We start from the raw sequence: 26,454 nt of genomic DNA, 5'->3' as shown, positions 1-26,454 counted from the left end.
GCTCTCAGACCCCCAGCCGGACGACGTTCCAGGACACCGGCGGCACCTCGACGGTGAGCCGGCCGTCCCGCACGACCGCGGTCGCGTTGGCCCGCGGCGCCACCGAGGTGTCGTCGTCGGCCGTGGCGGACCAGGTGTGGTCCGGGTTGGACAGGGTGCTCGCCTCGACCACGCGCAGGCCGGGCAGCGAGCGGGCGTCGACCTCGAGCGTGACGGTCTCGGTCAGCGAGCGGTTCACCGCGAAGAGGGCGACCGCACCGGTCTCCGGGTCCCGCGTGGCGACCGCGTCGACCAGCGACGCGTCGCCGTACTTCGCGGTCTCGTACGTGGGCGACTCGACCGCCACCTGGAGCACGTCGCCCACGGCGTACCGGGACGCCTGCGCGAACGGGTGGAAGATCGTCTGCTTCCAGGACCGGCCGCCGGGCTCGGTCATGATCGGCGCGATCACGTTGACCAGCTGCGCCAGCGACGCCGAGTGCACGCGGTCGGTGTGCCGCAGCAGGGAGATGAGCAGGTTCCCGACGACGACGGCGTCGGCCACGTTGTACTTGTCCTCGAGCAGCACGGGTGCCACGGGCCAGTCGTGCCCGGTCGGCGGCTTGGACTCCGCGCGGTGCTGGTACCAGACGTTCCACTCGTCGAACGAGATGTGGATCCGCTTGTCCACCTTCTTGTGCGCCCGCACGGCGTCCGCGGTCGCGCTCACCGACTCGACGAAGTGGTCCATGTCCACCGCCGACGCCAGGAACGAGCCGAGGTCGCCGTCCTCCTCCCAGTAGTACGCGTGGGCGGAGATGAGGTCCACCTGCTCGTACGCCTCGGAGAGCACGATCCGCTCCCACTCGCCGAACGTCGGGATGGCGACGCCGGACGAGCCGCACGCGACGAGCTCCAGGTCCGGGTCGACCATGCGCATCGCGCGACCGGTCTCGGCGGCCAGGCGGCCGTACTCGTACGCGGTCTTGTGGCCGATCTGCCACGGGCCGTCCATCTCGTTGCCCAGGCACCACATGCGGATGTCGTACGGGTCCTGCGCACCGTTGGCGCGGCGCTGGTCGGACAGACGGGTGCCGCCGCGGACGTTGCAGTACTCGAGCAGGTCCACCGCCTCCTGCACGCCGCGGGTGCCCAGGTTGACGGCCATCATCGGCTCGACCTCCGCGAGCCTGGCCCAGCGCATGAACTCCTCGACGCCGACCGTGTTGGGGTCGGTGGAGTGCCACGCGAGGTCCAGGCGCGCCGGGCGCTGGTCGAGGGGGCCGACGCCGTCCTCCCAGCGGTAGCCGGAGACGAAGTTGCCGCCGGGGTAGCGCACCGTGCTCACGCCCAGCTCGCGGGTGAGCTCGAGCACGTCCTTGCGGAACCCGTCGGCGTCGGCGGTCGGGTGCGCGGGGTCGTGGATGCCGGTGTAGACGCAGCGGCCAAGGTGCTCGACGAACGAGCCGAACGTGCGCCGGCGGACCGGGCCGACCCGGAAGGCCGGGTCGAGGGTGAGTCGGACGGGGATCATGAGGTCTCCTGGTTCGGTCGGGTGTCGAGTGCGGTCCAGCGCACCCCGTGGGAGGGCACGTCGAGGACGAGCGCCCCCTCCGGTTCCCACGTTGTCGGGTGCAGGTCAGGGGTGGTGCCGGGTTCCCACAGGTCGCGGGTGGTCCAGGTGTCCCGGGCGGCGGCGTGGCCGACCAGGGACGAGAGCGGCAGCGAGACGGTCCGCGGCTCCGGGCCGGTCCAGAAGGCCGCGACGTAGGTGGTCGCGTCCTCCACGGAGGTCCAGACGATGAGCTCGCCGTCGCCGAGGGGCTCCCGGACGATCTCCCGGCCTCCCGTCGCGGCGCGCAGCACGTGCCCGACCGCGGGGTTGGCCAGCAGGTCCAGGGTCGCGGGGTCGCTCGTCGGCAGGTCACCGCCGACGATGAGCGGCGACCGGGCCATCACCCAGAGCGTGAGGATGGTCCGCTGCTCGTCGGGCGTCAGCCGGCTCTGCCGGTCGTCGCCGCGCTCGGCACGCAGGCCGATGCGCCCGAGCGGCAGCATGTCGGCGTCGGCCCACCCGCCCGGCTGCTGGAACGGGGCCCACCGGGCCAGCCGGGCGAACTGCGCGTGCACGTCCTCCCAGCGGTCCCAGAGGTCGTCGGAGATCCGCCACATCTGGGCGTGCTCGCGCAGGTGGTCGACCTGCGCGGTGGACAGGTGGGTGCCGGGCGACAGGGAGAGCACGATGTCCCGGCCGGAGCGCTCGATCGCCCGCGCCCACGCCTCGACCGCGTCGGGGTGGTAGGGGGCCAGCATGTCGTCGACCTTGAGGAAGTCGACGCCCCAGCCGGCGAGCTGCGCGACCAGCCCGTCGAGGTACGCCTGCGCGGCGGGGTGGTCGTGGTCGAGCCCGTAGTTGTCGTCGTTCCAGGGGCAGACCGAGGTCGTGTCGGCGGCGTCGCGGGCGGTCCAGGAGGTGCCCTCGACGGGCAGGTCCTGCTCGACCGCGATCCGCGGGATGCCACGCATCATGTGCACCCCGAACCGCAGGCCCAGGGCGTGCACCTCGTCGGCGAGCGGTCGGAAGCCTCGGCCGCCGGCCGCCGACGGGAACCGGTTCTCCGCGGGCAGCTGGCGCCCGAAGGCGTCGAGGACGAGGGACGAGCCGTCGTTGTAGCCGTGCGCGCGGGCCGCCGGGTCGTACCAGTCGATGTCCACGACGACCGTGTCCCAGCCGTGCGGCAGCAACCGTTCGGCCAGCACACGGGCGTTCGCGAGGACCTCGTCCTGCGTCACGGTGGTCCCGAACGAGTCCCAGCTGTTCCAGCCCATGGGCGGCGTCCGAGCGTGCAGCGACATCGTCAGCCCCTTCGCCGTCGGTCGTTTCTACATCGTTGTAGACGCATCATGCACGGCGGCTCCGAGGACGTCAACCGGCCGTTACCGGTTCGTGGCTTGACCGCACGCCGGTTCTCGTGTCATGTTCTACATCGTTGTAGATCAACGTTGTAGACACAGCGTCGATCAGAGCGAATGAGGTCAACGACGACCCTGACGGACCAGCCCCCACCGGTCCCGACGCGACCGTGACCTCGCACATCCTTGGGATATGGGAGGCAGGACGATGAAGAGGAACAGGCTCATCGCAGGCGCCGTGTGCGCCGCGGTCGCCGGGACGTTCACGCTCACCGCGTGCAGCGACGGCGGCGACGGCGCAAGCGACGGCGGAGACAAGCAGATCACGTTCATGTTCCGTGGTGGACCGGACGAGAAGGCGGCCTACGAGGCCGCCATCGCCAAGTACACCGAGGACACCGGCGTCAAGGTGAAGGTCATCGTGACCGACGCCGACCAGTACGCCACCAAGCTCCAGGCGGCCGTGGCCGGCAACAACGTGCCCGACGTGTTCTACATCGAGCAGGCCACGCTCCAGTCGTACGTCAGCTCGGGCATCCTCATGGACATCACCGAGCAGGTGGACGCCAGCGGCATCGACCTGGACAACATCTGGCCCTACGGCGTCGACTCCTACCGGTTCGACGGCACGCTCCAGGGCACCCCCGACGGCAAGCTCTACGGCCTGCCGAAGGACGTTGGCCCGTTCTCGTTCGGCTACAACAAGACGATGCTCGAGGCGGCCGGCATCCCGCTGCCCGACAAGGACACCCCGCTCACGTGGGAGCAGTTCGTCGACATCAGCAAGCAGCTGACCGTGGACACCGACGGGGACGGCGCCGTCGACCAGTGGGGCACCGGGCTCAACGTCCAGTGGAACCTGCAGTCGCTGGTGTGGAGCAACGGCGGCGACTGGACCAACGAGGACCGCACCGAGGTCACCGTGGACACCCCGGAGTTCGCCGACGCGCTGCAGAAGTTCGCGGACCTCACCAACGTGGACAAGGTCACGCCGTCGGCGTCCGACGCCGCGACGCTCGACACGTACCAGCGGTGGATGGCCGGCGAGATCGGCTTCTTCCCGGTCGGCCCGTGGGACGTCTCGGTCTACAACGACCTCGACTTCGACTACGACCTGATCCCCTGGCCGACCGTCGGTGACGGCGGCGCGGCGACGTGGCTCGGCTCGCTCGGCATCGGCGTCTCCGCGACGTCGAAGCTGCCCGAGGACGCGGTCAAGCTGGTCACCTACCTGAGCACCGACGCCGACGCCCAGCAGACGCTGGTCGACGCCAACATCCAGATCCCGAACCTCATCGACATGGCCGAGACCTGGGCCGCCGAGGAGGGCGCGGAGCCCGCCAACCGCCAGGAGTTCCTGGACATCGCGCAGGACTACGGCCGGGCGATGCCGGCGGCCTTCACGTACGGCGCCGAGTGGTACGACGAGCTCTGGACCAACATCCAGCCGGTGCTCGACGGCAAGCAGACCGCCGCCGACTACCTGGCCGAGGAGCAGCCGAAGATGCAGGCCCTCCTCGACGAGTCGAACGCCACGGCCGAGCAGGCCGCGGCCGGCAACTAGCCGCACCACCTCCTCCCGTCCCCGCCGCCCGGGCACGCCTCCGGTTCTCCAGATGACCGCGACGCAGCTGTCGACCACCCCCGGACTCACGTCCGAGCAACGAGCGAAGCAGGCCAACCGACGCCTGCACCGCACCGAGCACCGCTGGGCGCTCGCGTTCGTCGCGGCCCCGATCCTGGGGTTCCTGCTCTTCACGCTCTACCCGATCGGCTTCGCGGTGTACGCGTCGCTGACCAGCTGGAACGGTCTGGGCCCGATGACGTTCGTCGGCCTCGACAACTACGTGACCCTGTTCGGCGACGAGTACTTCCGCATCTCGCTGTACAACACGTTCTTCTACATGATCGGCATCCCGATCGGCCTGGCGCTCTCGCTGCTGCTCGCGCTGGCCATGAACCGCCGGATCCCCGGTCGCACCGCGTTCCGCACCATCTACTACGTGCCGGTGATCTCGTCGCTGGCCGCCATCGCGATCGTCTGGCAGTTCGCCTACAACGGCGACTTCGGCCTCATCAACCAGGTGCTCGCCTGGTTCGGCATCGACGGCCCCGACTGGCTGCAGAACACCGCGACCGTCAAGCCCGCGATCATCATCATGGCCATCTGGAAGGGCCTCGGGTACTCGATGCTCCTGTACCTGGCCGCGATCCAGGGGGTGCCGGCGTCCCTGCACGAGGCCGCGGCGCTCGACGGTGCCAACGCGTTCCAGCGCTTCCGGAACATCACGCTGCCCATGGTCCGGCCGGTGACCTTCTTCCTGGTCGTCACCAACATCATCGCCGGGTCGCAGATCTTCACGGAGATCAACATCATGACCCCCGCCGGCGGCCCGGAGTTCAGCTCCGCGTCGGTGGTCTGGTACATCGTCCGCAAGGCGTTCAAGTACCAGCAGATGGGGTACGCCACGGCGATGTCGATCGTCCTCGGGATCCTCGTCTTCGTCATCACCTTCATCCAGTTCCGCCTCAACCGGCGCAACAGCTTCAGCATCGACTGAATCGACTGAGGAAGAAACGGAACGCAGCCATGGCCACCACCTTGATGACGCCCCCGACGACCTCCCCCGGTCAGCGCGGCCCGTCCGAGAAGAACCGGATGAGCGCCAGCTCCCAGAACCGCCTCGGCAACGTGGTCGTGTTCACCCTGCTCGCCGCCGGCTCGCTCGTGATGCTCGCGCCGCTGCTGTGGATGTTCACCACCGCGCTGAAGACCAAGGTGCAGGTGTTCGCCCTGCCGCCGGTGTGGATCCCGGACCCGCCGCAGTGGAACACCTTCGTCCGCATGTGGACCGAGGCACCGATCCTGTCGGGCTTCCAGAACAGCCTGATCGTCGCGCTCTCGGTGACGGTGGTCGGGTCGCTCACGTCCGCGCTCGCCGCGTTCGCGCTGGCCAAGCTGCGGCTGCCCTACAAGAACGCGATCTTCCTCGTCCTGCTGTCCGGGCTGATGGTGCCGTACCCGACGATCATGATCCCGCAGTTCGTCATGTTCTCCCGGCTGCACTGGGTGGACACCCTGCTGCCGCTGATCGTGCCGCTGCTGTTCGGCAACATCATCATGATCTTCTTCCTGCGCCAGTACCTGTCGAGCGTGCCGGACTCCATGATCGAGGCCGCCAAGATCGACGGCGCCTCCTACCTGCAGATCTTCCGCGTGATGATCATGCCGATGATCCGCCCCGCGATCGCCGCCCAGTTCATCCTCTGGTTCATGGCGATCTGGAACGACTACCTGGCGCCGATCCTGTACTTGAACACCCCCGAGCGGCAGACGCTGCAGGTGGTCATCGCCAACCTCAACGTGGAGTTCGCGACGCAGCGGGACTACCCGCTGATCATGGCCGCGTCGTTCGTGGCGCTGCTGCCGATCCTCATCGTGTTTCTCATCTTCCAGCGGCAGATCATCGAGTCCGTCGCGCTCACCGGCTCGAAGGGCTGACCGATGGTTCCCGACACCACCGTCTGGGGCGGTCGGCACGCGCACGACCCGACCGCGGTCCGCGACGACGACGGCACGTACTGGCTGTTCTCCACCGACGCGTGGGCGGACGGTCCCGTGCGGGCCGGCGTGCAGGTGCGCCGCTCGGACGACCTGGTGACGTGGGAGTTCCACGGGTGGGCGCTCGACGGCGTCCCGCCCGCGGGGGCCGACTGGTCCGGTGCCGCCGGACTGTGGGCGCCGGACGTGGTGCGGGTGGGCGACGAGTGGCGGATGTACTGGTCCGCGTCGACGTTCGGCTCGCGCACCTCGGCCATCGGCCTGGCGGTCGCGCCGCACCCGTCGGGACCGTGGGAGGACCGCGGGCTGGTGGTGACCAGCCTGCACGACGTCGACGGCCCGAACGCGATCGACGCGAACGCGGTGGTCGACGCGGACGGCCGGCACTGGCTGGTCTACGGCTCGTTCTTCGGCGGCATCCACGCCCTCGAGCTGGACCCGGTCTCGGGCCTGGCGGTCGGCGACGCGCCCGGGATCCTGCTCGCCCGGCGGCCGCGCAGCGTCGAGGGGGCGGTGGAGGGCGCGTTCGTCCTGCCCCGCCCGGGCGGGGGCTACGCGCTGGTCCTCTCCTACGACTCGCTGTTCTCCACGTACCACGTGCGGGTGGGCGTCTCCGAGTCCGTGACCGGCCCGTACGTGGACCGCACGGGCCGCGACCTCACCGACCTGGACGGCGACCCCGCCCTCGTCGGCACCCTCATGCTGGCCGGGCACGCGCTGGCCGGCGGACGCGCGTGGCTGGCCCCCGGGCACGCCTCGGTGCTCACCGACGGCGACCGGCAGCTGCTGGTGCACCACGTCCGGGACGCGGGCGACCCCACCCAGCACGAGGTGCAGGTGCGTCGGCTCGTGTGGACCGCCGACGGCTGGCCGGCGGTGTCGCCGCAGCCCTGGGCCGGCGCCGCGGAGCCCGACGACGAGCGGCCCACCGACCCGGCCGCGCTGGCCGGCACCTGGGAGCTGGTGACGTTCGACCAGGCCACCGCCGGCGGCGTCGCCACCTCCCGCACGCTGACGATCGACGACGAGGTCATCGCGACGATCCGGTCGCACGGCGACGGGCACTTCACGTCCCCCGCCCTCGAGCTCGTGGTCTTCCCCTCGGTCGACGCGGTGCGCGGCGTGAGCACGCTGTCGTTCGCCGGCCTCGACGCGGACGGCAACGCGACGCTCGGCACCCGGGTGGTGGAATCGTGAGCAGCCTGCCGACGACGCACGACGACCTGGCGGTCGGCGGCTGGGCCGGGCGCGTCATGGTGTTCCTGCGCGTCGCCACCCAGCTCGTCGCCGTGAACGTGCTCGTCGCGCTCGGCACCCTCGCGGGCGGGATCGTCCTGGGCGCCTACCCGGCGCTCGGCGCTGGCGGCTCGGTGCTGGCCAGGCTGGCCGGAGGGACTCCGTCGGAGCACCTCTGGCAGGAGTTCTGGGCCGGGTACCGGGCGGGCTTCCGCCGGCTCAACGTGCTCGGCGCACCGCTCACGGTCGGCTTCCTGCTGCTGGCGCTCGACGCGTCGGTGCTCGCCGCCGCGTCGGCCGGTCCCGCGAGGGCCGCCCTCACCGTCGGCGTCGTGGCGCTCACCGGGTACCTGCTGGTCGCGCTCGCCACCCTGGTGCCGGTCGCGCGCCGGTACGAGGACGTCCCGGCCGCGCGCACGTGGCGGTTCGTCGCGGTCGCGCCGCTGCTCTCCCCGCTGACGGGCCTGGCCGTGGTGGTCGCCATCGCCGTTCTGGCGGTCACGTTCACCTACGTCACGGTCCTGATCCCGCTGGTCGGGCTCAGCCTGCCCCTGCTGGTCAGCGGCTGGCTCGTGGACCAGCGGCTGACCACGCTCGACGCCCGCGCAGCCTGAGCCCGCTCACGACGCGACCGGAGCGACCCCCGTCGCCTGCTCGCCCAGCGTCGACTCCCGGCCGATGATCTGGAAGTCCGTGATGACCCGCTCGAACGGGCGCCCGGGCTCGACCTCCTCGATGCGCGCCAGCAGCAGGTCGACGGCCGTCGTCGCGATCTGCACGCGTCCGGGCGCCACCGTGGTCAGGGTCGGGGAGGAGTACGCGGTCTCCTCGATGTCGTCGAAGCCGATGACGGCGATCTGCCCGGGGACGTCGATGCGGCGCGCGTGCAGCACGTGCAGGGCGCCGAGCGCGAGGGCGTCGTTGAGGCCGAACACGGCATCGATCTCCACGCCCGAGTCCAGGAGCCGGTTCATCGTCTCCGCGCCGGTCGCCCGGTGCCACAGGCCCGCCTCGCCGATCAGCGCGGGGTCCACCTCCAGGCCGGCCTCCTCGAGCGCCTGCCGGTACCCCTGCACACGGAGCGCGGCCGAACCGACGGTCTCGCCCTCGTGCGCGCCGATCACGGCGATGCGGCGACGCCCCAGGTCCAGCAGGTGCTGGGTCGCAGCCCGTGCGGCCTCGATGTTGTTCATGGTCACGTGGTCCGCCGGACCGCCGAAGATGCGCTCGCCGAGCAGCACCATCGGGTAGTCGACCCGGAGCGCCTCGGCGTCCTGCGGCCCCAGCTCCAGCGGCGAGAAGATCAGGCCGTCGGTGAAGTGGCGACGCTGGCCGGAGAGCACCTCGAGCTCACGCTCGCGCACCGACCCGGTCTGCTCGATGAGCACCGTGAGCCCGCGTGCCTCGGCCGCGCGGATGACCGAGTCCGCGAGCTCGGCGAAGTACGGGAGCGAGAGCTCCGGCACCGCGAGGCCGATGATGCCGGTCTTGCCGCGACGCAGGTTCCGCGCCGAGATGTTCACCTGGTACCCGAGGTCGGCGATGGCCTTCTCGACCCGCTCCTTGGTGGCCGGCCGGATGTACTGGTAGCCGTTGACCACGTTGGAGACGGTCTTGATCGACACCCCCGCCCGTGCGGCGACCTCGTGCATCGTCACTGCGGTACCGCGCCTCGCCGTGCTCATCGCGTTCTCCCGATCCGTCCGTGCCTCGTCGAGGGCCAGCGTGGCAGACCCGGCCCTCTCACGGTCGCTCCGCCACGGGCAGCCACACCCGCATCGCCCCAGGTCCGCGGCTGCCCCAGCGGTGGTAGGGCACGGCCCGCAGCGTGATCCGCCCGGCCGAGGTGCCCGGTCCGGGGGTGCCGACCCCTCCTGCGGACGCGGCGCGGTACAGCGGCCCGCCGGTCGCCGGTCGGTGGACCGCGACGGCCTCGACCGTGACCAGCGCGTCGACGCCCGCCACGGGAGACGCCGCGGACAGCGGGCTGCCGGGCACCAGGGCGAGATCCTCGAGCACCACCCCGGACGGCAGCCCGGCCTGCTCGACGCAGTAGACGACCGGGCCGCGGCGCAGCGCCACGCAGCCGCGCACCGCGTCGACGCGCGGGTGCGCCGCCACGGCGACCACGGGCATCGGGAGCTCGAGCTCGACCCGCCGCACCGGACCGGCCACGCGGACGTAGCCCTGCTCGACGACGACGTCGGTGACCGTGCCGTCGACGACGAGCCGCACCGCCTCGGCGTCGACCCAGGCCGGGATCCGCAGCGCCAGGTCCTCGGCCAGCCCGTCGGCACCGGCGTCGACGACCACCCGGCCGTCCCACGGGTACTCGGTGCGGACCCGCAGCACGGTCGATCCCACGGTCACGTCGGCGTCCGCGTAGAGGTGCAGCTGCACCCCGTCCGCGTCGCGCGTGGCCACGTAGCTCTGCAGCGAGGCCACCAGCCGCGCGAGGTTCGGCGGGCAGCACGCGCACGCGAACCACGGCAGCCGCTCGGCGGGCGCGAACTCGCTCGCGCCGTCGTGCCCGGTCCGCACCTGCAGCGGGTTGGCGTAGAGGAACCCCGTCCCGTCCACCGAGGTCGACGCCGGGATGGCGTTGTAGAGCGTGCGCTCCATCTCGTCGGCGAACCGGCTCTCGCCCGTGAGCAGGAGCATCCGCCACGCCCACTGGAACGTCGCGATCGCGGCACACGTCTCGGCGTAGGCACGGTCCGGCGGCAGCTCGTAGGGGTCGCCGAACGCCTCGTCCTTGTGCCGCGACCCGGTCCCGCCGGTCACGTACGTGCTGGTGCCCTGCGCCGAGTCCCACAGCCGCAGGAGGTACGCGAGCAGCTCGGGGTCACCGGTCTCGGCGACCACGTCCGCGACGCCCGCTGCGAGGTACGCCTGCCGGACCGCGTGCCCGGCCACCTCGGTGACCTTGCGGACCGGCAGGTGGTCCTGGTGGTACGCGGGAGGGAACGGGCCGGACCCGAGCACGCCGGAGCCGCGCAGGTCCACCTGCCGCCGGGCCAGCTCGAGGTACGACCGCTCGCCGGTGAGCCGGTACAGCTCGACGAGCGCGGTCTCCACCTCGGGGTGCCCGCAGTAGCCGTCCTGCCCGCCCTCACCGAAGCGCATCACCGCCAGGTCTGCGAACCGGCGCGCGACGTCGAGCAGGTCGGTGCGGCCGGTGGTCCGCGTCCGCGCGACGGCCGCCTGCACCAGGTGACCGAGCACGTACAGCTCGTGCCCCCAGCGCAGGTCGGCGAACACCTCGTCGCCGCTGTAGAGCGTGTGCAGGTACCCGTCGTCGCGCTGTGCCGCGGCGAGCAGGTCCACCAGCTCGCGCGCGCGGTCCTCCCACGGCTGGTCCTCGGGCAGCCGGCCGGCCTCCCACGCGAGCGCCTCGAGCGTCTTGTAGACGTCCGAGTCCACGAAGTTGAACCCGCGGTGGGCGGCGTCGGAGCGACCGACCAGGCGCCGGAAGTTGTCGACCGTGCCCGCCGACTCCAGCTGCGCGAGCACGTGCGGGATGGTGGCGTCCCGGTTCACCGACTGCCAGCGGCCCAGGAACGAGCCCGGATCGAGAGCGACCGCGTCGAACGGCAGGGGGGTCCGACGGACGACGGGCGCGCGAGGCACGGTCGGGCCGTCCACGACCGCGGTCGGCGTCGACATCGGGCTCCTGGTGACGTGGGGCACTCTCGAACTCTACATCGTTGTAGAAGCGTCCGACCTCAGCCGGGGCCAGAAACACGACGGGCCCGGCAGATGCCGGGCCCGTACGTCGGAGCAGGCGACCTCGCGGCCGCCCGGGCTCACTTCTTGTTGCGACGCTGGTGGCGCGTCTTGCGCAGCAGCTTGCGGTGCTTCTTCTTGGCCATCCGCTTGCGGCGCTTCTTGATGACGGAGCCCATGGGTCCTCACTTCGCTTCCGATGGAGGCCCGGCGACGGGCCGTTCTGGTGGTCGATCGACGCGTAGAAGAGATCGAGTGCAATCGAGTCGCCCACGCACGAACAAAGTCCGAGGCTCTACCTTACGCGATCCGGAGGGTGCCGGACGACGCGCGGGCTCTCAGGAGCTCCGTCGGTCCTCGTTGCGCACCTCGACGGCCGGCGACGTCGCGAGATAGTGGTCCAGCGCGTCCTGCGGGACACGGAACGAACGGCCGACGCGGACGCCGGGGAGCTCGCCGGAGTGCAGCAGCCGGTAGACCGTCATCTTCGAGACGCGCATGACGTCCGCGACCTCGAGCACGGTGAGGAATCGCGTGCGGCCGGGCTGGCCGGGCTGGTCGCGCTCGTCGCTCATGTTGTCACCCGTTCCGCCCGGCGCGCGGCGGGCCCGCGCACCCACCCTGCGGGTGCCGGCTCAGCCTAGTGGCCCGTGGGACGCGTGGGAAAGAGGGGACGCCTGGGACGTCGCCCGTGTGGCCCAGCACCTCAGTCGTGCTCGGGGTCCAGCCCGAGCGACGGGAAGACGGCCGCGCGGGTGGCCCGGATGGTGCGGTCGACGTCGTCCCCCGGGTCGTACCCGTTCGCCCACGGGCTGAACGTCGCGTCGCGGTCGTCCGTCATCCGGTCGGGACCCAGCCGCCCGTACCTCTCGCGCACCAGCGAGCGCCACTCCTCGGGGATCTCGGTGGCGGGGTCGACCGGGTGGTGCGTCGCGATGCCGAGCAGGTGCGTCCACGAGCGCGGCACCACGTCGACCACCGCGTAGCCGCCGCCCCCGAGCGCCAGCCAGCGACCGCCCGCCACCTCGTGCGCGAGCTCGTGCAGCAGCTCCGCGGCCCGCCGCTGGCCGTCCAGGCTCACCCGCAGGTGCGTCAGGGGGTCGAGGGTGTGCGTGTCGCAGCCGTGCTGGGTGACCAGCACGTCCGGCGCGAACTCCCGCACCACGGCGGGGACCACCGCGTCGATGGCCCGGAGCCAGCCGGCGTCGCCCGTGCCGGACGGCAGCGCGACGTTGACGGACGTGCCCTCGGCGCCGAGCCCACCGGTCTCCCGCGCGTGGCCGGTGCCCGGGAACAGGGCGTGACCGGTCTCGTGCAGCGAGACGGTGAGCACGCGGGGGTCGTCCCAGAACACCGACTGGACGCCGTCCCCGTGGTGCGCGTCGATGTCGACGTAGGCCACGCGCTGCGCCCCGGCGTCCAGCAGCGCCACGATAGCCACCGCCGCGTCGTTGTAGACACAGAACCCCGACGCCGCCGACGGCATCGCGTGGTGCAGGCCACCGGTGACGTTGACGGCGTGCTCCGCGCGCCCCTCCCAGACGGCGAGCGCCGAGTCGACCGACCCCTGCACCACCATGGCGGAGGCCTCGTGCATGTGCGGGAAGACGGGGTCGTCGCTGGAGCCCAGGCCGAACGAGAGGTCGGGGGTGCCGTCGTCGGACGCCCGGTGCACCGCGGCGACGTAGGCGGGGTCGTGCACGGTCTGCAGGAGCTCGTCCGACGCCTCCTTGGCGCCCACCAGCTCCACGTCGGGCCCGGTGAGCAGGCCGAGGGCCTCGGCGAGCCGGATGGTGAGGTCCAGGCGCTCCGACGTCATGGGGTGCCCGTGGCCGAAGTCGTACGCGAGCATCTCGCGCGACCAGACCACGCGCACGGGTGCCGACGACGTCATGGGCTCACCGTCGCACCCGACGCCCCCGCTGTCGATCCGACGCGGGTGTACCCGTCGCGTGCCTGTCGGGTCGAACCTCACGCCCGGGGCGTGCCAGAGTTGCCCCGACCGGCGAGCGCCGGGCCGGTTGCGGGAGGTGTGATGGCGCGGGGTGGCCCGGGCGTGGCGTGGCGGTGGCGTGAGTACGTCGACCGTTCCGCACGGCAGTCCCCCGCCCGCCTCGCGCTCGGCGTGTTCGCCCTCGTGATCGCCGGTGTCACCGCCGGTCTCTACGCACCCTGGGCGACCGCCAGCGGGCGTCAGGCACCGTTCGTCGACGCCCTGTTCACCGCGGCGTCCGCGAGCACCGTCACCGGCCTGGTCGTGGTCCCCACCGGCGAGTACTGGTCGGCATGGGGGCTGGTCGTCATCCTCATCGCCATCCAGATCGGCGGCCTCGGGGTGATGACCCTGGCGTCGCTGCTCGGCATGGCCGTGTCCCGCCGGATCGGCCTCACGCAGCGCCTGCTCGTCTCGTCGGAGACCAAGGAGACGCGGCTCGGCGAGGTCGGGTCGCTGATCAGGACCGTCATCATCACGTCCGTCGCGCTCGAGCTGATCATCGCGGCCGTGCTCTTCCCGCGGTTCCTCATGTTCGACGAGAACCTGGGCGAGGCGGCGTGGCACTCGATCTTCTACTCGATCTCCGCCTTCAACAACGCCGGCTTCGTGCCCACCCCGTACGGCCTGGAGCCGTTCGTGTCGGACTGGTGGGTGCTGATGCCCATCATCGTCGGCGTCTTCATCGGCTCGCTCGGCTTCCCGGTCATCCTCAACGTGGCCCGGCACCTGCGCGAACCCCGCCGCTGGAGCCTGCACTCCAAGCTGACCGTGACCACCAGCCTCGGCCTCGTGGTCGCCGGGTCGATCCTCGTCGCCGCGTTCGAGTGGACCAACCCGGGCACGTTCAAGCCGCTGGGCCCCAGCGCCACCGCGCTCGCCTCGCTGTTCGCCGGCGTCATGCCGCGGTCGGGCGGCTTCTCGACGGTGGACGTCGGGGAGATGCACGAGGGCACGTGGCTGCTCATGGACGCGCTCATGTTCGTCGGTGGCGGCTCGGCGTCGACCGCCGGCGGCATCAAGGTCACGACGCTCGCCGTCATGCTGCTCGCCATCCTGGCCGAAGGCCGCGGCGACAAGGACGTCGAGGCCTACGGACGACGGATCCCGCGCGAGGCGCTGCAGGTGGCGATCGCCGTCTCCCTGGTCTCGGCGACACTGGTGCTCGTCTCGTCGCTGCTGCTCCTGGCCCTGACCGGGCTCACCCTGGACAAGGTGCTGTTCGAGGTCATCTCGGCGTTCGCCACCTGCGGGCTGTCCACCGGCATCACGCCGGACCTCCCCGACCCGGCGAAGTACGTGCTCACCGTGCTCATGTTCATCGGCCGGACCGGCACGATGACGCTTGCGGCCGCGCTCGCGCTGCGCAACCGTCGTCGGGTGATACGGCTACCAGAAGAGAGGCCGATCATTGGCTGACAGATTCGGCGACTCGCTCAAGGGGCCGCAGAACGCACCGCGCACACCCAAGAAGGACTCGGGCGTGCTCGTCATCGGGCTCGGACGGTTCGGGTCCGCCATCGCGGCGACCCTCGACCGGCTCGGCCAGGACGTGCTCGCCGTCGAGCGCAACCCGGAGCTGGTGGCCCAGTGGGCCGGCCGGGTCGCGCTCGTGGAGGCCGACGCCGCCAACCCCGAGGCGCTCGAGCAGCTGGGCGCGCGGGAGTTCCCCGTGGCCGTCGTCGGCGTCGGGTCCTACCTCGAGGCGTCCGTGCTGATCACCGGCAACCTGGTGGACATCGGCGTGCCGCAGATCTGGGCCAAGGCCGTGAGCAACGAGCACGCGCGCATCCTGCAGCGCATCGGCGCGCACCACGTGGTGCTCCCCGAGGCCGACGCCGGGGCGCGCGTGGCGCACCTGGTGTCCGGCAAGCTGCTCGACTACATCGAGGTCGAGGACGGGTTCACGATCGTGAAGATGCGCCCGCCGAAGGAGACGCAGGGGTTCACCCTCGCGCAGTCGAAGGTGCGCGAGCGCTACGGCGTGACCGTGATCGGCGTGAAGAGCCCCGGCATCGACTTCGTCTACGCGACCCCGGAGACCCGCTTGTCGCAGAACGACCTGATCATCGTCTCGGGCCACGCCGACCTGCTGGAGCGCTTCGCGGCTCGCCCGTGACGATGCGCTGACCGGCGCCGAGTTCGGTGGTTCGAGTCGAGCTCGGCAGCTCGAACCACCGAACTCGACGCTCACCACCGAACTCGCGGGCGTTGCGGCCCTCGCCGGGTCAGCGGCGGCGGATCACCAGGAGGCGCTGCAGGACCACGAAGATCAGCAGCAGCGCGCCGATGAAGATCTTGGTCCACCACGAGCTGAGCGTGCCCTGGAACGTGATGATCGTCTGGATCAGACCCAGCACCAGCACGCCGAGCACCGACCCGAGCACGAAGCCGCTGCCGCCGGTCAGCAGGGTGCCGCCGATGACGACCGCGGCGATGGCGTCGAGCTCCATGCCGACGCCGGTCAGGGCGTACCCGGACCGCGAGAAGATGGCGAACAGGAGGCCACCGAGCCCCGCGCACGTGCCGCTGATGACGTAGACCAGCACCTTGGTGCGCGCGACCGGCAGGCCCATGAGCTTCGCGGACTGCTCGCTCCCCCCGATCGCGTACACCGTGCGGCCGAACCGCGTGTAGTGCAGCGTCACGAAGGCGATGGCCACGACGGCCAGCGCGATGACGCCGCTCGGCGTGATCACCAGGCCGTCCTCGGTGCCCCAGCGGGTGCGGGCGAGGGCGACGATGGTCGGGTCGGTGATCGGGATGGACTCGGGCGCCACGATGTAGCAGAGGCCTCGGGCGAGGAACATCGCCGCCAGGGTGGCGATGAAGGGTTGTATCTCGAACACGTGGACCATCACCCCGACGGCCAGACCGATGACGGTGCCGACGAGGATGACCAGCGGGATCGCGACCGCGGCTCCGTAGCCGTGGGAGAACATCCACGCGGCGACGCACCCGGACAGCGCGACGACGGCGCCGACGGACAGGTCGATGCCCCCGGTGAGGATCACGAACGTCATGCCGACGGCGATCACCACGAGGAACGAGTTGTTGATGAGCACGTTGGCCATGACGCGGCCGGTGAGGAAGTTCTCGTACCGCGAGCCGCCGATGGCCAGCATGATGATCAGGACGACCACGGTCCCGATGACAGGCAGGTAGCGCTCGTCGATGCGGAACCGGCGGACGCGGGAGCCCAGCGAGGGCGGGGCGTCGGCGGGACGAGTGAGCTGGTCGGTGGTCATCACGCCGGCACCTCCACGGGAGCAGGGGCTGTTCCGACCGGCGCAGTTCGCCTTCTCCGTAGCCTCCGCCTGACCACCGGCGACTGCAGCAGGCAGACCAGGATGACGACGAGCGCCTTGAACAGGGAGACCGCGTTGGCGGGGATGCCCAGGATCGTGACCGAGAACGTCAGGGTGGTGATCACGAGGACGCCGACGAGCGTGCCGACCAGCGAGAACTTGCCGCCGGCCAGCGAGGTGCCTCCGATGACCACCGCGAGGATGGCGTCGAGCTCGATGAACAGTCCGGCGTTGTTGGCGTCGGCCGCCATGATGTCGGAGCTGCGGATGAACCCGGCGACGCACGCGAAGAACGCGCACAGGATGTAGACGGTCCAGATGATCGTCCGGGCGCGCACGCCCGCCAGCCGGGAGGCGACGGGGTTGATGCCGACCGACTCGATGAGCACGCCGAGGGCCGTGCGCCGGGTGATCAGCGCGGTGACGAGGAAGAAGAACCCGGCGATCAGCGCCGCGACGGGCAGCCCCAGCCAGTAGCCGGTGGCGATCGTCTTGTAGGGCGCGCTGGTCACGGTGGTGATCTGGCCGCCGGTGATGAGCATCGCGATGCCCCGGCCGGCGGTCATGATCACGAGGGTCGCGATGATCGGTTGGATCCCGACGACCGCGACGAGGAACCCGTTGAACACCCCGATCAACAGGCAGACGAGCACGGCGCTGCCGATCGCGGACAGGACGACGGCCAGAGACCCGGGGTCGTCGGACGCGGCGATCTGGGACAGCGCGACCGCGCCGGCGATCGCCATGACGGCGCCGACGGACAGGTCGATGCCGCGCGTGGCGATGACGAGCGTCATGCCGAGGGCCACGAGGAGCAGCACGCTGGACCGCCGCAGGATGTCGATCGGCCCCCCGTACAGGTGGCCGTCGCGCACGGCGATGTCCAGGAAGGTGTTCGACTTGAGCACGCAGGCCAGCAGCAGCACGGCCAGCGCGACGACCGGCCAGAACAACCGGTGCCGGGTGACGGCTCCGACGGCGCTCATGACTGCCCTCCGCTCGCGATGAGGTGGACGACGTCGTCGGTGGTGACGTCGTCGGAGTTGGTGATCTGGGCGACGAGCCTGCGGTCGCGCAGGACGGCGATGCGGTGCGAGAGGCGCAGCACCTCCTCGAGCTCGGCGGAGATGAACACGACCGCCATGCCTTGCGCGGCCAGGTCCGCGACGAGCCGCTGGATCTCGGCCTTGGCGCCGACGTCGATGCCACGGGTGGGCTCGTCGAGGAGCAGGAGCTTCGGGGCGGTGGCCAGCCAGCGCGCGAGCAGCACCTTCTGCTGGTTGCCGCCGGACAGGTTGCCGGCGATCGCGTCGGGGTTGGCGGGGCGGATGCCGAGGGCCTCGATGTAGCGGTTCACCACCTCGTCGGACTTCCGCTTCGAGATCCGGCGCAGCCAGCCGCGGTCCGCCTGCAGGCCGAGCACGATGTTCTCCCGCACGGTCAGGTCGCCGACGATGCCCTCGGTCTTGCGGCTCTCCGAGGAGTAGACGATGCCGCGCGACAGGGCGGTGCGCGGGGTCCGCATCTTCGTGGGCGTCCCCTCGACGCGGATCTCGCCGGTGTCCGCGTGGTCGGCGCCGTACAGCAGGCGAGCGAGCTCTGTGCGGCCCGAACCGAGCAGACCCGCGAGCCCGACGACCTCGCCGGCGTAGACGTCGAGGTCGAACGGCTCGATCGTGCCCTTGCGCCCGAGGCCGATGGCCTGCACGTACGGCTGGGTGTCCGCGCGCTCGGCGACGGAGCGCTTGGGCGCCTCCTCGAGCTGCTCGAGCACCTCGAGCGCGCGGCCGATCATCTTCTGCACCAGCTCGACGCGGGGCAGCTCCGCCGTCAGGTACTCCCCGACGAGCGCACCGTTGCGCAGGACCGTCATGCGGTCGCTGATCTCGTACACCTGGTCGAGGAAGTGCGAGACGAACAGGATGGCGACGCCGCGGCGGCGCAGGTCGCGCACCACGCGGAACAGCCGGGCGACCTCGTCGGCGTCGAGGCTGCTGGTGGGCTCGTCGAGGATGAGCACGCGGGCGTCGACGACCATCGCGCGTGAGATCGCGACCAGCTGCTGCACGGCGAGCGAGTGCGCGGACAGCGACGACTTCGGGTCGATGTCGAGGTTCATGGTCCGCAGGTGCTCGCGGGCCGCCGCGCGGGTGCGCCGCCAGTCGACCACGCCGCCCCGGCGCACCTCGTGGCCGAGCATGATGTTCTCCGCGACGGACAGGTTGTCGCAGAGGTTGACCTCTTGGTACACGGTGCTGATCCCCGCGGCCTGCGCCTGCGCCGGACCGGCGAACGTGCGCTCCTGGCCGTCGATGACGATCTGACCGGAGTCGATCGTGTACACGCCGGTGAGGGCCTTGATCAGGGTGGACTTGCCGGCGCCGTTCTCGCCCATCAGGGCGTGCACCTCGCCGGGGAACAGTCGGAAGTCGACGCCGTCCAGCGCCTTGACCCCGGGGAACGTGATCGAGATCCCCGTCATCGCCACGATCGGGGCGGCGTCCGAGGTGCTCACAGCAGTGTCGTCGGTCATCGTCGACCTTTCGTCCGAGCCGGTCCCACGGTACCGGCAGGGCGGTGCTGCCCGGGGGGACGCGGAGGTCCCCCCGGGCAGCGGGAGCGGGTCGGGTCAGTACTGCCGGTCGGCCAGTACTGCCTGCGCGCCTGCCTGGTCGAACGCCTCGTCCTTGGTGACGATGCGGGGCTCGACGGTGCCGCCCTCGTCGAGGGTCTTGATGATGTCGGCGAGGTCCGGGCCGAGCAGCGGGTTGCACTCGACGATGTAGCTGATCTCGCCGGCGGCGAGGGCGGTCATGCCGTCCTTCACGCCGTCGATCGTGACGACCTTGATGTCCTGACCGGGCACCTTGCCGGCCGCCTTGATGGCCTCGATGGCGCCCAGGCCCATGTCGTCGTTGTGCGCGTACACGACGTCGATGTCCGGGTAGGCCTGCAGGAAGCCCTCCATGACTGTCTTGCCCTCGGCGCGCGTGAAGTTGCCGGTCTCCGAGGCGATCACCGAGATGTTGTCGTTGCCGGCGATGGCGTCCTCGAACCCGGTCTTGCGGTCGATCGCGGGCGCGGAGCCCGTGGTGCCCTGCAGCTCGACGACGTTGATGGGCTCGGTGCCGAGGTTCTCGGACACCCAGTCACCGATGCGCTTGCCCTCCTCGACGAAGTCGGAGCCGATGAACGTCACGTAGAGCGACGTGTCCTCGGAGTCGACCGCGCGGTCGGTGAGGATGACCGGGATGCCGGCGTCCTTGGCCTCCTCGAGCACGCTGTCCCAGCCGGACTCGACCACCGGGGAGAACGCGATGTAGTCCACGCCCTGTGCGATGTAGGACCGGATCGCCTGGATCTGGTTCTCCTGCTTCTGCTGGGCGTCGGAGAAGCTGAGCTTGAAGCCGGCGTCCTCCGTGAGTGCGTCCTGGATCGACTTGGTGTTGGCGGCTCGCCAGCCGCTCTCGGCACCGACCTGGCTGAAGCCGACGGAGATCGCGCCGTCGCTGCCGCCGTCGCCGCCCGCGGTCTCCGCGTCGCCGCCGTCGCCGCTGCTGCATGCTGCGAGCCCGAGTGCGAGCACCGCGATGCCTGCGGCGATCGATCGTGTCCTGAACATCTTGCTGACCATCTGCTTCTCCTCCTCGAGAAACGCACTCGCTCGCGGACCCGACCCACGCCGGCCGGCCCACGTCGTGCGCCCGGGGCACCGGGGCACGAGTCCTGCTGAACCGAGGTCCAGTAGGTGGTTCGCCTGATGTTAGCGCTCACATTCTCTCCGGTGGCGCGGTTGTCAGGTTGCATTCCGGTCACGCTTCGCAGCTGACGGGTGCACGGTCAGGCCCGCGCGGCACGTCCGATACCGCCGCACCTGTGACGCGTGGTGTCGGAGGGACGCGAGTGGCGGCTCAGAGCGAACGCCCGTCACTCCTGTCCCGAGCGCGGCTGGTCCGGTCGGCGGCCTACCGTGCCACCGCCACGAGCACGTCCCAGGAGCCGAGGGTGATCGCGTCGCCGGCGGCGACCGAGGGACCGGCGGCGTCCGCGGGCGGCGGGTCGGCGGGCGCGGTGCCGCGTGGGGCGACGAGCAGGTCGAGACCGGTCGGAGCCGTCACGGTGGCGGCCTCCCAGGACCAGTTGTGCACGATGTGGACGCGCGTGCCGTCCGGTCGGGTGGAGCTGTGGACGGTGATGCTCGGGGGCAGGTCCTCCCAGCCGGCGAGCGGGGCAGGCACCAGCCAGTCGGCCAGCGACCGGGCCAGCTCCAGGCCGGGCACGGTGCCGACGACGGTGATCCGGCCGTCACCGTGCGACCGCGTCGTGGCCGCGGCCCACGCGCCCAGGTGCGGGTGCTCGTAGGTGGCCAGCACGTCGGCGCCGTCGGCGACCAGGCACTCGGCCCACGCGGTCGCCTCCCCCGCGAGCGCCCCGGAGACCGGCACCGGCTCGGCGAGGTTGCTGAACTCCTCGTACCAGGCGCCCGCCGCGGTGGACAGCCGCGCGGGCTGCACCTCGGTGCGGGCCCGGCCCTCGTGGTCGGCGTAGCCGGTGCGGGGGCCGACGACCAGGTGCCCGCCGGCCTCGGCGTACCGGAGCAGCCAGGCGAGGTCCGCGTCGGACGCCGGGTAGTAGCCGGCGGCGACGAGCACGGGGTGCGTGCCGACGACGGCGGCGGGGTCCTCGCTGAACAGGTACCGCGGCCGCACCACGCGCACCTGGAGGCCCGCGTCGAACGCCCCCCGGTAGAACGCGCTGACGATCCGGGGGTAGCTGTTGGGGTCCCCCGTGCCGTCGGCCTTCTGCAGCGGCGGCTGGGCCGCGAGCGCGAACCGCGACTCGGTGGACGACAGGATCGCGATGTCGGAGTCGGGGACGGCGTCCGCCAGCTCCCCGCCGACCCGGGCGAGCTCGGCGCCGAGCAGCGCCATCTCGCGGTAGGGCCGCCCGGGGACCCCGCTGTGGGGCAGCACGCCGCCCCAGTAGGTCTCCGCGCCGTAGTGCAGCGTGCGCCAGTGCCAGTACTCGACCATCCGGGCACCGCGCGCCACGAGCGCCCACGCGGACTGCCGCCACTGGCCCGGGTAGGCGGGGTTGTTGGTGCTGGGGCCGCCGATCGCCTGCGCGTTGGTCTCGGTGACCAGGAACGGCTCGCCGCGGCTGGAGAACATCGCGTCGCCCACCTGGAACAGTGCCCACGTGCCGTACGCGGTCCAGTACTGGGCCGGGGTGTGCGTGCTCGGGTGGGCCAGCGAGTCCTGCATCCCGTAGTAGGCGTTCCCGCTGGTCACGTCCAGGACCGAGGCGAGGTCGGCGTCCTCCAGCGCGGGCCGGTCGTACGCGATGCAGGTGGTCACCCACTGGTCCGGCCGGGCAAGCGCGCGGACGGCCTTCGCCTGCCAGTCGATCATCTCGGTGGTCAGCGACGCCTGGAACCGCCGCCATGCCAGGTCGTACTGCGGCTGCGCGTTCCCGTCGGGGGTCCACAGGTCCGCCCACGTGGACAGCCGGTGCGACCAGTACACGAGCCCCCACTCCCGGTTCAGGGTCTCGACGTCCCCGTAGGTGTGCCGCAGCTCGTCGACGAACCTCTGGAACACCCCCCGGTTGTGCAGCAGGTGCAGCCCCGGCTCGTTGTCCACCTGGAACCCGACGACCGCGGGGTGGTCCTTGTAGCGCTCGACGATCTTGGTGAGGACGCGCTCGGCGTGGAACCGGAACGCCGGGTGCGTGATGTCGGTCTCCTGCCGGGCGCCCCAGCCCATCGGCTGACCCGTCCGGAGCTCGCCCGCGACCTCCGGGTACCGGCGCACCAGCCACATGGGCAGCGCGTACGTGGGCGTGCCCAGCACCACGTCGATGCCGCGCGCGTGCGCCCCGTCGAGGACGGGCTCGAGCCAGTCCAGCGCGAACCGGCCCTCGTCGGGCTCCCACGTGGACCACACCGACTCCCCGACGCGGATCACGGAGAAGCCCGCCGCCTGCATCAGGTCCAGGTCGCGCTCCAGGGTCTCCGGCCTGGGGTCGTCGCCCGGCCCCGCGTACTCGTAGTAGTACGCGGCGCCGAAGCGCACTCCTTCGTGCTGCACAGCCATGGTGAGGTGTCTCCGTCGCGCTGGTGGGGACCGTCAGCGCCCTGTCGGCGGTGCGGCCGTCGTCTCCCGGACCACGAGCTCGACCGGGACGTTCTCGCGGCGGTCCTGCCGCCGCGGGTTCTCGATGGCGTCGATGAGCATCCCGACGCCGAAGGTGGCCAGGTGGGACAGGTCCTGGCGGACGGTGGTCAACGACCGGGCCAGGTACGCGGCCTCGGGCACGTCGTCGAAGCCGACGACGCTCACTTCGCCCGGCACGTCCCGGCCGGCCTCCATGAACGCGCGCAGCAGGCCGATCGCCATCTGGTCGTTCGCGACGAACACCGCGGTCACCGTCGGCTCGGCCGCCAGGTGCACGCCCGCCTCGTACCCCGAGCGCGCGGACCAGTCGCCGGTGAGCACCGGGGGCTGCGGCGCCCCGGCGGCCTCGAGCGTCGAACGCCAGCCGTCGGTGCGCAGCCCGCTCGACCGCCAGCCGGCGGGGCCGGCCACGTGGTGCACCGTGCGGTGACCCAGGCCGAGCAGGTGCTCGGTGGCCAGCCGCCCCCCGGAGGCCTGGTCGGCGTCCACCACGACCTCGTTGGCCGAGATGCCGTACCGGCCGGACAGGCTGAGCACCGGCAGGTCCCCGATCGCTCCGGGCTCGAGGGTGAACGCGCCGACCGGCTCGTTGACCACGATGCCGTCGACCCCCTGGTCCACGAGCTCGCGCAGGGACCTGGTGATCGACTCCGGCTCGCCCTCGAGGGTGTTGACGACCGACATCGAGTAGCGGGCGCTGCGGATGGCGTGCTCCGCGGCGACCATCAGCGCCGACGGGCCGTAGTCGGTGGATCCGACCGACAGGACGCCGATGGTCCGGCTGCGCCCGAGCACCAGGTTGCGGGCCGCGCGGTTGGGCCGGTAGCCCAGCGTCGCGATCGCCTGGTGCACGCGGTCGCGCACCTCTGCGCTCACGTGCGGGTCGCCGTTGATGACCCGGGACACCGTCTTCTGCGACACCCCGGCGGACCGTGCCACGTCCACGGCGACGACCGGGCGGGGCTTGCTCGTGACGGTGCGATCAGTCACGGCGATGTCCCCTCGACGACGGCGATGTCGGATGACTACGTAGTCAACGTCAGGGCGACTCGGTGATCAAGGCCGGCAGGTCACAGGAGTGCAACGATTCAGCGGCGCCGCTGCCCCTCCTCGCTGATCGCGGGTCAGGGGGTGCGGCGGCGGAGGGTGGCGCTGCCGACCAGGAGCGCGCCGACGATGAACGCCGCGATCACCCCGACGTCGCCGCGGACGTCGGCCCACGCCCCGCCCGCCGCCAGCTGCTGCATCGCGTCGAGCGCGTACGTCAGGGGCAGCACGCGCGACAGCCACTCCAGGACGGTCGGCATCTCGTCGCGCGGCATGAGGATGCCGCAGGTGATCAGCTGCGGGAAGAGGACCAGCGGCATCAGCTGCACGGCCTGGAACTCGGTCCTCGCCAGCGCGGACGCCCCCAGCCCGAGCGCGCACCCGAGCACGGCGTCGAGCACCGCCACGAGCACCACCAGCCCGATCGGCCCCGCCACGTCCATGCCGCACACCCACACGGCGAACCCGACGATGACCAGCGCCTGCACGGTGGCCAGCACCGCGAACGCCAGGGCGTAGCCGACGACCACGTCGCCGCGCCCGATCGGCAGGGTCATCAGCCGCTCGAGCGTGCCGGAGATGCGCTCCCGCAGGGTGGCGACGCTGGTCACCAGGAACATCACCATCATCGGGAACAGCCCGACCAGCAGCGGCCCGAACTGGTCGAGCACCGGCGTGCCGTCGAACATCCAGGCGATCAGGCCGATCAGCACGCACGGGAGCAGGATGACCAGCGCGATCGTGCGCTTGTCGTGGCGCAGCTGCGTGAGCACGCGGCGCGCGGTCGCGGCGGTGAGCGCCGCAGTCATCCCTCGGCCGCGCTCCTGACGGGTCGTCGTCCGGAGGTCCGTCGCGACGCTGTGGGCGGCGTTCACGCGACTGCTCCCTTCGCAGCGTCGCGGGCCACGGCCTCGTCGACCAGGGCCAGGAACGCCCCCTCGGCGTCGGGGGCACCGGTGCGCGCGAGCAGCTCGTCGAGCGTGCTGTCGGACAGCACCGCGCCGCCGCGCAGCAGGATCAGCCGGTCGCAGCGGGCCGCCTCGTCCATCACGTGGCTGGACACCAGGAGGCTCACGCCGGAACGGGCGAGGCGGTGGAACAGGTTCCACAGGTCGCGGCGCAGCACGGGGTCGAGCCCCACGGTCGGCTCGTCGAGCACCAGCAGGTCGGGCCGGCCGAGCAGCGCGATGGCCAGCGAGACCCGCGAGCGCTCCCCGCCGGACAGGGTGCCGATGGACTGGTCGGCGTGCTCGACGAGGTCGACCTCGGTCAACGCCCGACGGATCCCGTCGGCGTCGACGCCGAGGATGGCCGCCGCGTACCGCAGGTTCTCCGTGACCGTGAGGTCGCCGTACACGCTGGGCGACTGCGTCACGTACCCGATCCGGCGACGCAGCGGGGCCGACCCAGCCGGCAGGCCCAGCACCGTGACGGTCCCCCCGTCGACGATCTGCGCACCGACGATCGCCCGCATCAGCGTCGTCTTGCCGCTGCCGCTGGGGCCGAGCAGCCCGACCACCTGCCCGGCCGGGACAGTCAGGTCCAGCGACTCGACGACGCGGGTGCCGCCGCGCACGACGCGGAGCCCGGCGACCTCGATCGCGCTATTCCCCATGTGAGGAATTGTGCTCCTCGCCGGTCGACCGGCACAAGGCGCTACTGCGTCGACTCGACGATCACCGCGCGCAGCCGCTCGATCGCCGCCGGGTCGCCGTCACGCTGCAGCGCGTCCGTGCCGCCGCGCCCCCAGAGCCAGAGCTCCAGGTCCCACGCGGAACCGGACACCGTCGCCGTGACGTCCTCGTCCTCCCCCTCCCACGGCGCCCCGCCGACCAGCTCCGCGCACTCGTCGTCGTACTGCTTCCCGCTGGCCGGCGACGTGCCGTGGAACCGCCCGAACGCCATGACCCACTCGCGGCCGGCGTCGGTGGCGTGCAGCCGGACCCGTTGGCCGTCGGGGGTGAACGACGCCCACTCCGGCAGCCCGCTGACCATGACGCCGAGCATCTCGTCGACGCCGTCCGCGGCGAGCACGACGCCCGGATCGGTGACCGGCAGCCCGGCGGTCTGCTCGGCGTCGACCCGGTGCACGAGCGCCTCGTGCGCCTGGCGCCGGAGCACCCAGCCGACGGTCCCCCCGACGGGCGACCAGGACCAGCACGGGTCCGCCGGGTCGTGCGCGGCGATCGCGGTCAGCAGCGCGTCCGTGCGGGTGCGCAGGAACGCCACGAGCTCGTCGTCCGGCAGGCGTTCCGTGTCCTGCGCGTCGTCGGGACCCGCGGGGGCGTTCCCGACGATCTGCGACCAGAAGTCCTGCACCTCGCCCAGGTGGTACGCCAGGTCGGCGGTGCTCCAGTCCGGGCACGCCGGGACCTGCGCGGACAGCGGCGCCTTCTCGAGCGCGTCGGCCGTGCGGGCCGACTCCTGCCCGATCACGCCGGCGTACGAGTCGAAGGAGAGGTCGACGGTGTCCATGCCGCGCACGCTATCGACCGGCACCGACAACGGCCTCCC

23 protein-coding genes are annotated in these 26,454 nt (G+C 71.6%); 7 read left to right on the top strand and 16 right to left on the bottom strand.

Annotated features, from left to right (window positions below):
- Positions 1–4: 4 nt before the first annotated feature.
- Positions 5–1,513 carry an alpha-N-arabinofuranosidase gene (locus tag ASD18_RS07200; protein WP_056088656.1) on the bottom strand — a complete coding sequence of 503 codons (1,509 nt, stop codon included), beginning with the start codon at positions 1,511–1,513 and terminating at the stop codon, positions 5–7.
- Positions 1,510–2,835: a glycoside hydrolase family 27 protein gene (locus tag ASD18_RS07195; protein WP_056088653.1), complete on the bottom strand. Its 1,326-nt coding sequence runs from the start codon at positions 2,833–2,835 to the stop codon at positions 1,510–1,512. The genes ASD18_RS07200 and ASD18_RS07195 overlap by 4 nt, the downstream gene beginning before the upstream one ends.
- Positions 2,836–3,100: 265 nt before the next feature.
- On the opposite strand from ASD18_RS07195, the gene ASD18_RS07190 reads away from it, so the two are divergent.
- Genes ASD18_RS07190 through ASD18_RS07170 form a run of 5 tightly spaced genes read left to right on the top strand, consistent with a single transcriptional unit; the run spans position 3,101 to position 8,304 of the window.
- Positions 3,101–4,456, top strand: a complete 1,356-nt coding sequence (locus ASD18_RS07190; RefSeq protein ID WP_056088650.1) for a sugar ABC transporter substrate-binding protein — start codon at positions 3,101–3,103, stop codon at positions 4,454–4,456.
- A gap of 52 nt (positions 4,457–4,508) precedes the next feature.
- A complete protein-coding gene (locus ASD18_RS07185) occupies positions 4,509–5,453 on the top strand; it encodes a carbohydrate ABC transporter permease (RefSeq protein ID WP_082573628.1) in 945 nt (314 codons plus the stop codon).
- 29 nt (positions 5,454–5,482) lie between these two features.
- Positions 5,483–6,394, top strand: a complete 912-nt coding sequence (locus ASD18_RS07180) for a carbohydrate ABC transporter permease (RefSeq protein ID WP_235522287.1) — start codon at positions 5,483–5,485, stop codon at positions 6,392–6,394.
- Positions 6,395–6,397: 3 nt separating this feature from the next.
- Positions 6,398–7,651, top strand: coding sequence for an arabinan endo-1,5-alpha-L-arabinosidase (locus ASD18_RS07175; RefSeq protein WP_056088648.1), 1,254 nt, complete (start codon positions 6,398–6,400; stop codon positions 7,649–7,651).
- Positions 7,648–8,304: a YesL family protein gene (locus ASD18_RS07170; RefSeq protein WP_056088645.1), complete on the top strand. Its 657-nt coding sequence runs from the start codon at positions 7,648–7,650 to the stop codon at positions 8,302–8,304. The genes ASD18_RS07175 and ASD18_RS07170 overlap by 4 nt, the downstream gene beginning before the upstream one ends.
- A gap of 6 nt (positions 8,305–8,310) precedes the next feature.
- On the opposite strand, the gene ASD18_RS07165 is transcribed toward ASD18_RS07170, so the two are convergent.
- The 5 genes from ASD18_RS07165 to ASD18_RS07150 form a co-directional block, all read right to left on the bottom strand.
- Entirely contained in the window at positions 8,311–9,375 is a 1,065-nt protein-coding gene (locus ASD18_RS07165; RefSeq protein WP_235522286.1) for a LacI family DNA-binding transcriptional regulator, read from the bottom strand.
- Between the two features lie 58 nt (positions 9,376–9,433).
- Complete coding sequence (locus tag ASD18_RS07160) at positions 9,434–11,356, bottom strand: glycoside hydrolase family 127 protein (RefSeq protein WP_082573626.1); 1,923 nt, start codon at positions 11,354–11,356, stop codon at positions 9,434–9,436.
- A 140-nt stretch (positions 11,357–11,496) separates the two neighbouring features.
- Positions 11,497–11,595, bottom strand: a complete 99-nt coding sequence (locus tag ASD18_RS20710; protein ID WP_003792170.1) for a 30S ribosomal protein bS22 — start codon at positions 11,593–11,595, stop codon at positions 11,497–11,499.
- Between the two features lie 159 nt (positions 11,596–11,754).
- On the bottom strand, positions 11,755–11,991 hold the full coding sequence (locus ASD18_RS07155) for a helix-turn-helix domain-containing protein (protein ID WP_056088642.1): 237 nt from the start codon (positions 11,989–11,991) through the stop codon (positions 11,755–11,757).
- 131 nt (positions 11,992–12,122) lie between these two features.
- The gene (locus ASD18_RS07150; RefSeq protein WP_056088640.1) at positions 12,123–13,310 is read right to left on the bottom strand and encodes an acetoin utilization protein AcuC; all 1,188 of its coding nucleotides are present in this window, start codon (positions 13,308–13,310) and stop codon (positions 12,123–12,125) included.
- A 141-nt stretch (positions 13,311–13,451) separates the two neighbouring features.
- On the opposite strand from ASD18_RS07150, the gene ASD18_RS07145 reads away from it, so the two are divergent.
- Both ASD18_RS07145 and ASD18_RS07140 read left to right on the top strand, forming a co-directional pair.
- Positions 13,452–14,828 (top strand): TrkH family potassium uptake protein, encoded by a 1,377-nt coding sequence (locus ASD18_RS07145; RefSeq protein ID WP_056088637.1) that lies wholly within the window; start codon positions 13,452–13,454, stop codon positions 14,826–14,828.
- On the top strand, positions 14,821–15,528 hold the full coding sequence (locus ASD18_RS07140) for a TrkA family potassium uptake protein (RefSeq protein ID WP_056088635.1): 708 nt from the start codon (positions 14,821–14,823) through the stop codon (positions 15,526–15,528). Before ASD18_RS07145 ends, ASD18_RS07140 begins: the two co-directional genes overlap by 8 nt.
- Before the next feature lie 109 nt (positions 15,529–15,637).
- Here the strand turns inward: ASD18_RS07140 and yjfF are convergent, their stop codons facing one another.
- The 9 genes from yjfF to ASD18_RS07095 all read right to left on the bottom strand — a co-directional run bounded on the left by yjfF (position 15,638) and on the right by ASD18_RS07095 (position 26,415).
- On the bottom strand, positions 15,638–16,657 hold the full coding sequence (yjfF, locus tag ASD18_RS07135) for a galactofuranose ABC transporter, permease protein YjfF (RefSeq protein WP_082573618.1): 1,020 nt from the start codon (positions 16,655–16,657) through the stop codon (positions 15,638–15,640).
- Positions 16,657–17,703 (bottom strand): ABC transporter permease, encoded by a 1,047-nt coding sequence (locus tag ASD18_RS07130; RefSeq protein ID WP_056088632.1) that lies wholly within the window; start codon positions 17,701–17,703, stop codon positions 16,657–16,659. The genes yjfF and ASD18_RS07130 overlap by 1 nt, the downstream gene beginning before the upstream one ends.
- A complete protein-coding gene (locus tag ASD18_RS07125) occupies positions 17,700–19,250 on the bottom strand; it encodes a sugar ABC transporter ATP-binding protein (protein ID WP_056088630.1) in 1,551 nt (516 codons plus the stop codon). Before ASD18_RS07125 ends, ASD18_RS07130 begins: the two co-directional genes overlap by 4 nt.
- A 96-nt stretch (positions 19,251–19,346) precedes the next feature.
- A complete protein-coding gene (locus ASD18_RS07120) occupies positions 19,347–20,339 on the bottom strand; it encodes an ABC transporter substrate-binding protein (RefSeq protein WP_056091745.1) in 993 nt (330 codons plus the stop codon).
- Positions 20,340–20,682: 343 nt separating this feature from the next.
- Complete coding sequence (locus tag ASD18_RS07115; RefSeq protein ID WP_056088627.1) at positions 20,683–22,812, bottom strand: beta-galactosidase; 2,130 nt, start codon at positions 22,810–22,812, stop codon at positions 20,683–20,685.
- Positions 22,813–22,845: 33 nt separating this feature from the next.
- Positions 22,846–23,883, bottom strand: coding sequence for a LacI family DNA-binding transcriptional regulator (locus ASD18_RS07110; RefSeq protein ID WP_200938493.1), 1,038 nt, complete (start codon positions 23,881–23,883; stop codon positions 22,846–22,848).
- A 134-nt stretch (positions 23,884–24,017) separates the two neighbouring features.
- Positions 24,018–24,749, bottom strand: a complete 732-nt coding sequence (locus tag ASD18_RS07105; RefSeq protein ID WP_056091740.1) for an ABC transporter permease — start codon at positions 24,747–24,749, stop codon at positions 24,018–24,020.
- 62 nt (positions 24,750–24,811) lie between these two features.
- Positions 24,812–25,555, bottom strand: coding sequence for an ABC transporter ATP-binding protein (locus ASD18_RS07100; RefSeq protein ID WP_056088624.1), 744 nt, complete (start codon positions 25,553–25,555; stop codon positions 24,812–24,814).
- 41 nt (positions 25,556–25,596) lie between these two features.
- On the bottom strand, positions 25,597–26,415 hold the full coding sequence (locus ASD18_RS07095; RefSeq protein WP_056088619.1) for a maleylpyruvate isomerase family mycothiol-dependent enzyme: 819 nt from the start codon (positions 26,413–26,415) through the stop codon (positions 25,597–25,599).
- Positions 26,416–26,454: the final 39 nt, after the last annotated feature.

This window comes from Cellulomonas sp. Root137, assembly GCF_001426725.1.
Lineage (GTDB): Bacteria > Actinomycetota > Actinomycetes > Actinomycetales > Cellulomonadaceae > Cellulomonas.
Note: the sequence above shows the minus strand (reverse complement) of the source record. Positions and strands in the feature narration are given on the sequence as shown.

Bases quoted from the DNA above. Each gene is read 5' to 3' on its own strand.
- ASD18_RS07165 (WP_235522286.1), bottom strand. From the start codon at position 9,375: ATGAGCACGGCGAGGCGCGGTACCGCAGTGACGATGCACGAGGTCGCC.
- ASD18_RS07100 (WP_056088624.1), bottom strand. From the start codon at position 25,555: ATGGGGAATAGCGCGATCGAGGTCGCCGGGCTCCGCGTCGTGCGCGGC.
- ASD18_RS07155 (WP_056088642.1), bottom strand. From the start codon at position 11,991: ATGAGCGACGAGCGCGACCAGCCCGGCCAGCCCGGCCGCACGCGATTC.
- ASD18_RS07190 (WP_056088650.1), top strand. From the start codon at position 3,101: ATGAAGAGGAACAGGCTCATCGCAGGCGCCGTGTGCGCCGCGGTCGCC.
- ASD18_RS07120 (WP_056091745.1), bottom strand. From the start codon at position 20,339: ATGTTCAGGACACGATCGATCGCCGCAGGCATCGCGGTGCTCGCACTC.
- ASD18_RS07125 (WP_056088630.1), bottom strand. From the start codon at position 19,250: ATGACCGACGACACTGCTGTGAGCACCTCGGACGCCGCCCCGATCGTG.
- ASD18_RS07195 (WP_056088653.1), bottom strand. From the start codon at position 2,835: ATGTCGCTGCACGCTCGGACGCCGCCCATGGGCTGGAACAGCTGGGAC.
- ASD18_RS07175 (WP_056088648.1), top strand. From the start codon at position 6,398: ATGGTTCCCGACACCACCGTCTGGGGCGGTCGGCACGCGCACGACCCG.
- ASD18_RS07105 (WP_056091740.1), bottom strand. From the start codon at position 24,749: ATGACTGCGGCGCTCACCGCCGCGACCGCGCGCCGCGTGCTCACGCAG.
- ASD18_RS07115 (WP_056088627.1), bottom strand. From the start codon at position 22,812: ATGGCTGTGCAGCACGAAGGAGTGCGCTTCGGCGCCGCGTACTACTAC.
- ASD18_RS07150 (WP_056088640.1), bottom strand. From the start codon at position 13,310: ATGACGTCGTCGGCACCCGTGCGCGTGGTCTGGTCGCGCGAGATGCTC.
- ASD18_RS07095 (WP_056088619.1), bottom strand. From the start codon at position 26,415: ATGGACACCGTCGACCTCTCCTTCGACTCGTACGCCGGCGTGATCGGG.
- ASD18_RS20710 (WP_003792170.1), bottom strand. From the start codon at position 11,595: ATGGGCTCCGTCATCAAGAAGCGCCGCAAGCGGATGGCCAAGAAGAAG.
- ASD18_RS07145 (WP_056088637.1), top strand. From the start codon at position 13,452: ATGGCGCGGGGTGGCCCGGGCGTGGCGTGGCGGTGGCGTGAGTACGTC.
- ASD18_RS07180 (WP_235522287.1), top strand. From the start codon at position 5,483: ATGGCCACCACCTTGATGACGCCCCCGACGACCTCCCCCGGTCAGCGC.
- ASD18_RS07160 (WP_082573626.1), bottom strand. From the start codon at position 11,356: ATGTCGACGCCGACCGCGGTCGTGGACGGCCCGACCGTGCCTCGCGCG.
- ASD18_RS07185 (WP_082573628.1), top strand. From the start codon at position 4,509: ATGACCGCGACGCAGCTGTCGACCACCCCCGGACTCACGTCCGAGCAA.
- ASD18_RS07200 (WP_056088656.1), bottom strand. From the start codon at position 1,513: ATGATCCCCGTCCGACTCACCCTCGACCCGGCCTTCCGGGTCGGCCCG.
- ASD18_RS07130 (WP_056088632.1), bottom strand. From the start codon at position 17,703: ATGAGCGCCGTCGGAGCCGTCACCCGGCACCGGTTGTTCTGGCCGGTC.
- yjfF (WP_082573618.1), bottom strand. From the start codon at position 16,657: ATGACCACCGACCAGCTCACTCGTCCCGCCGACGCCCCGCCCTCGCTG.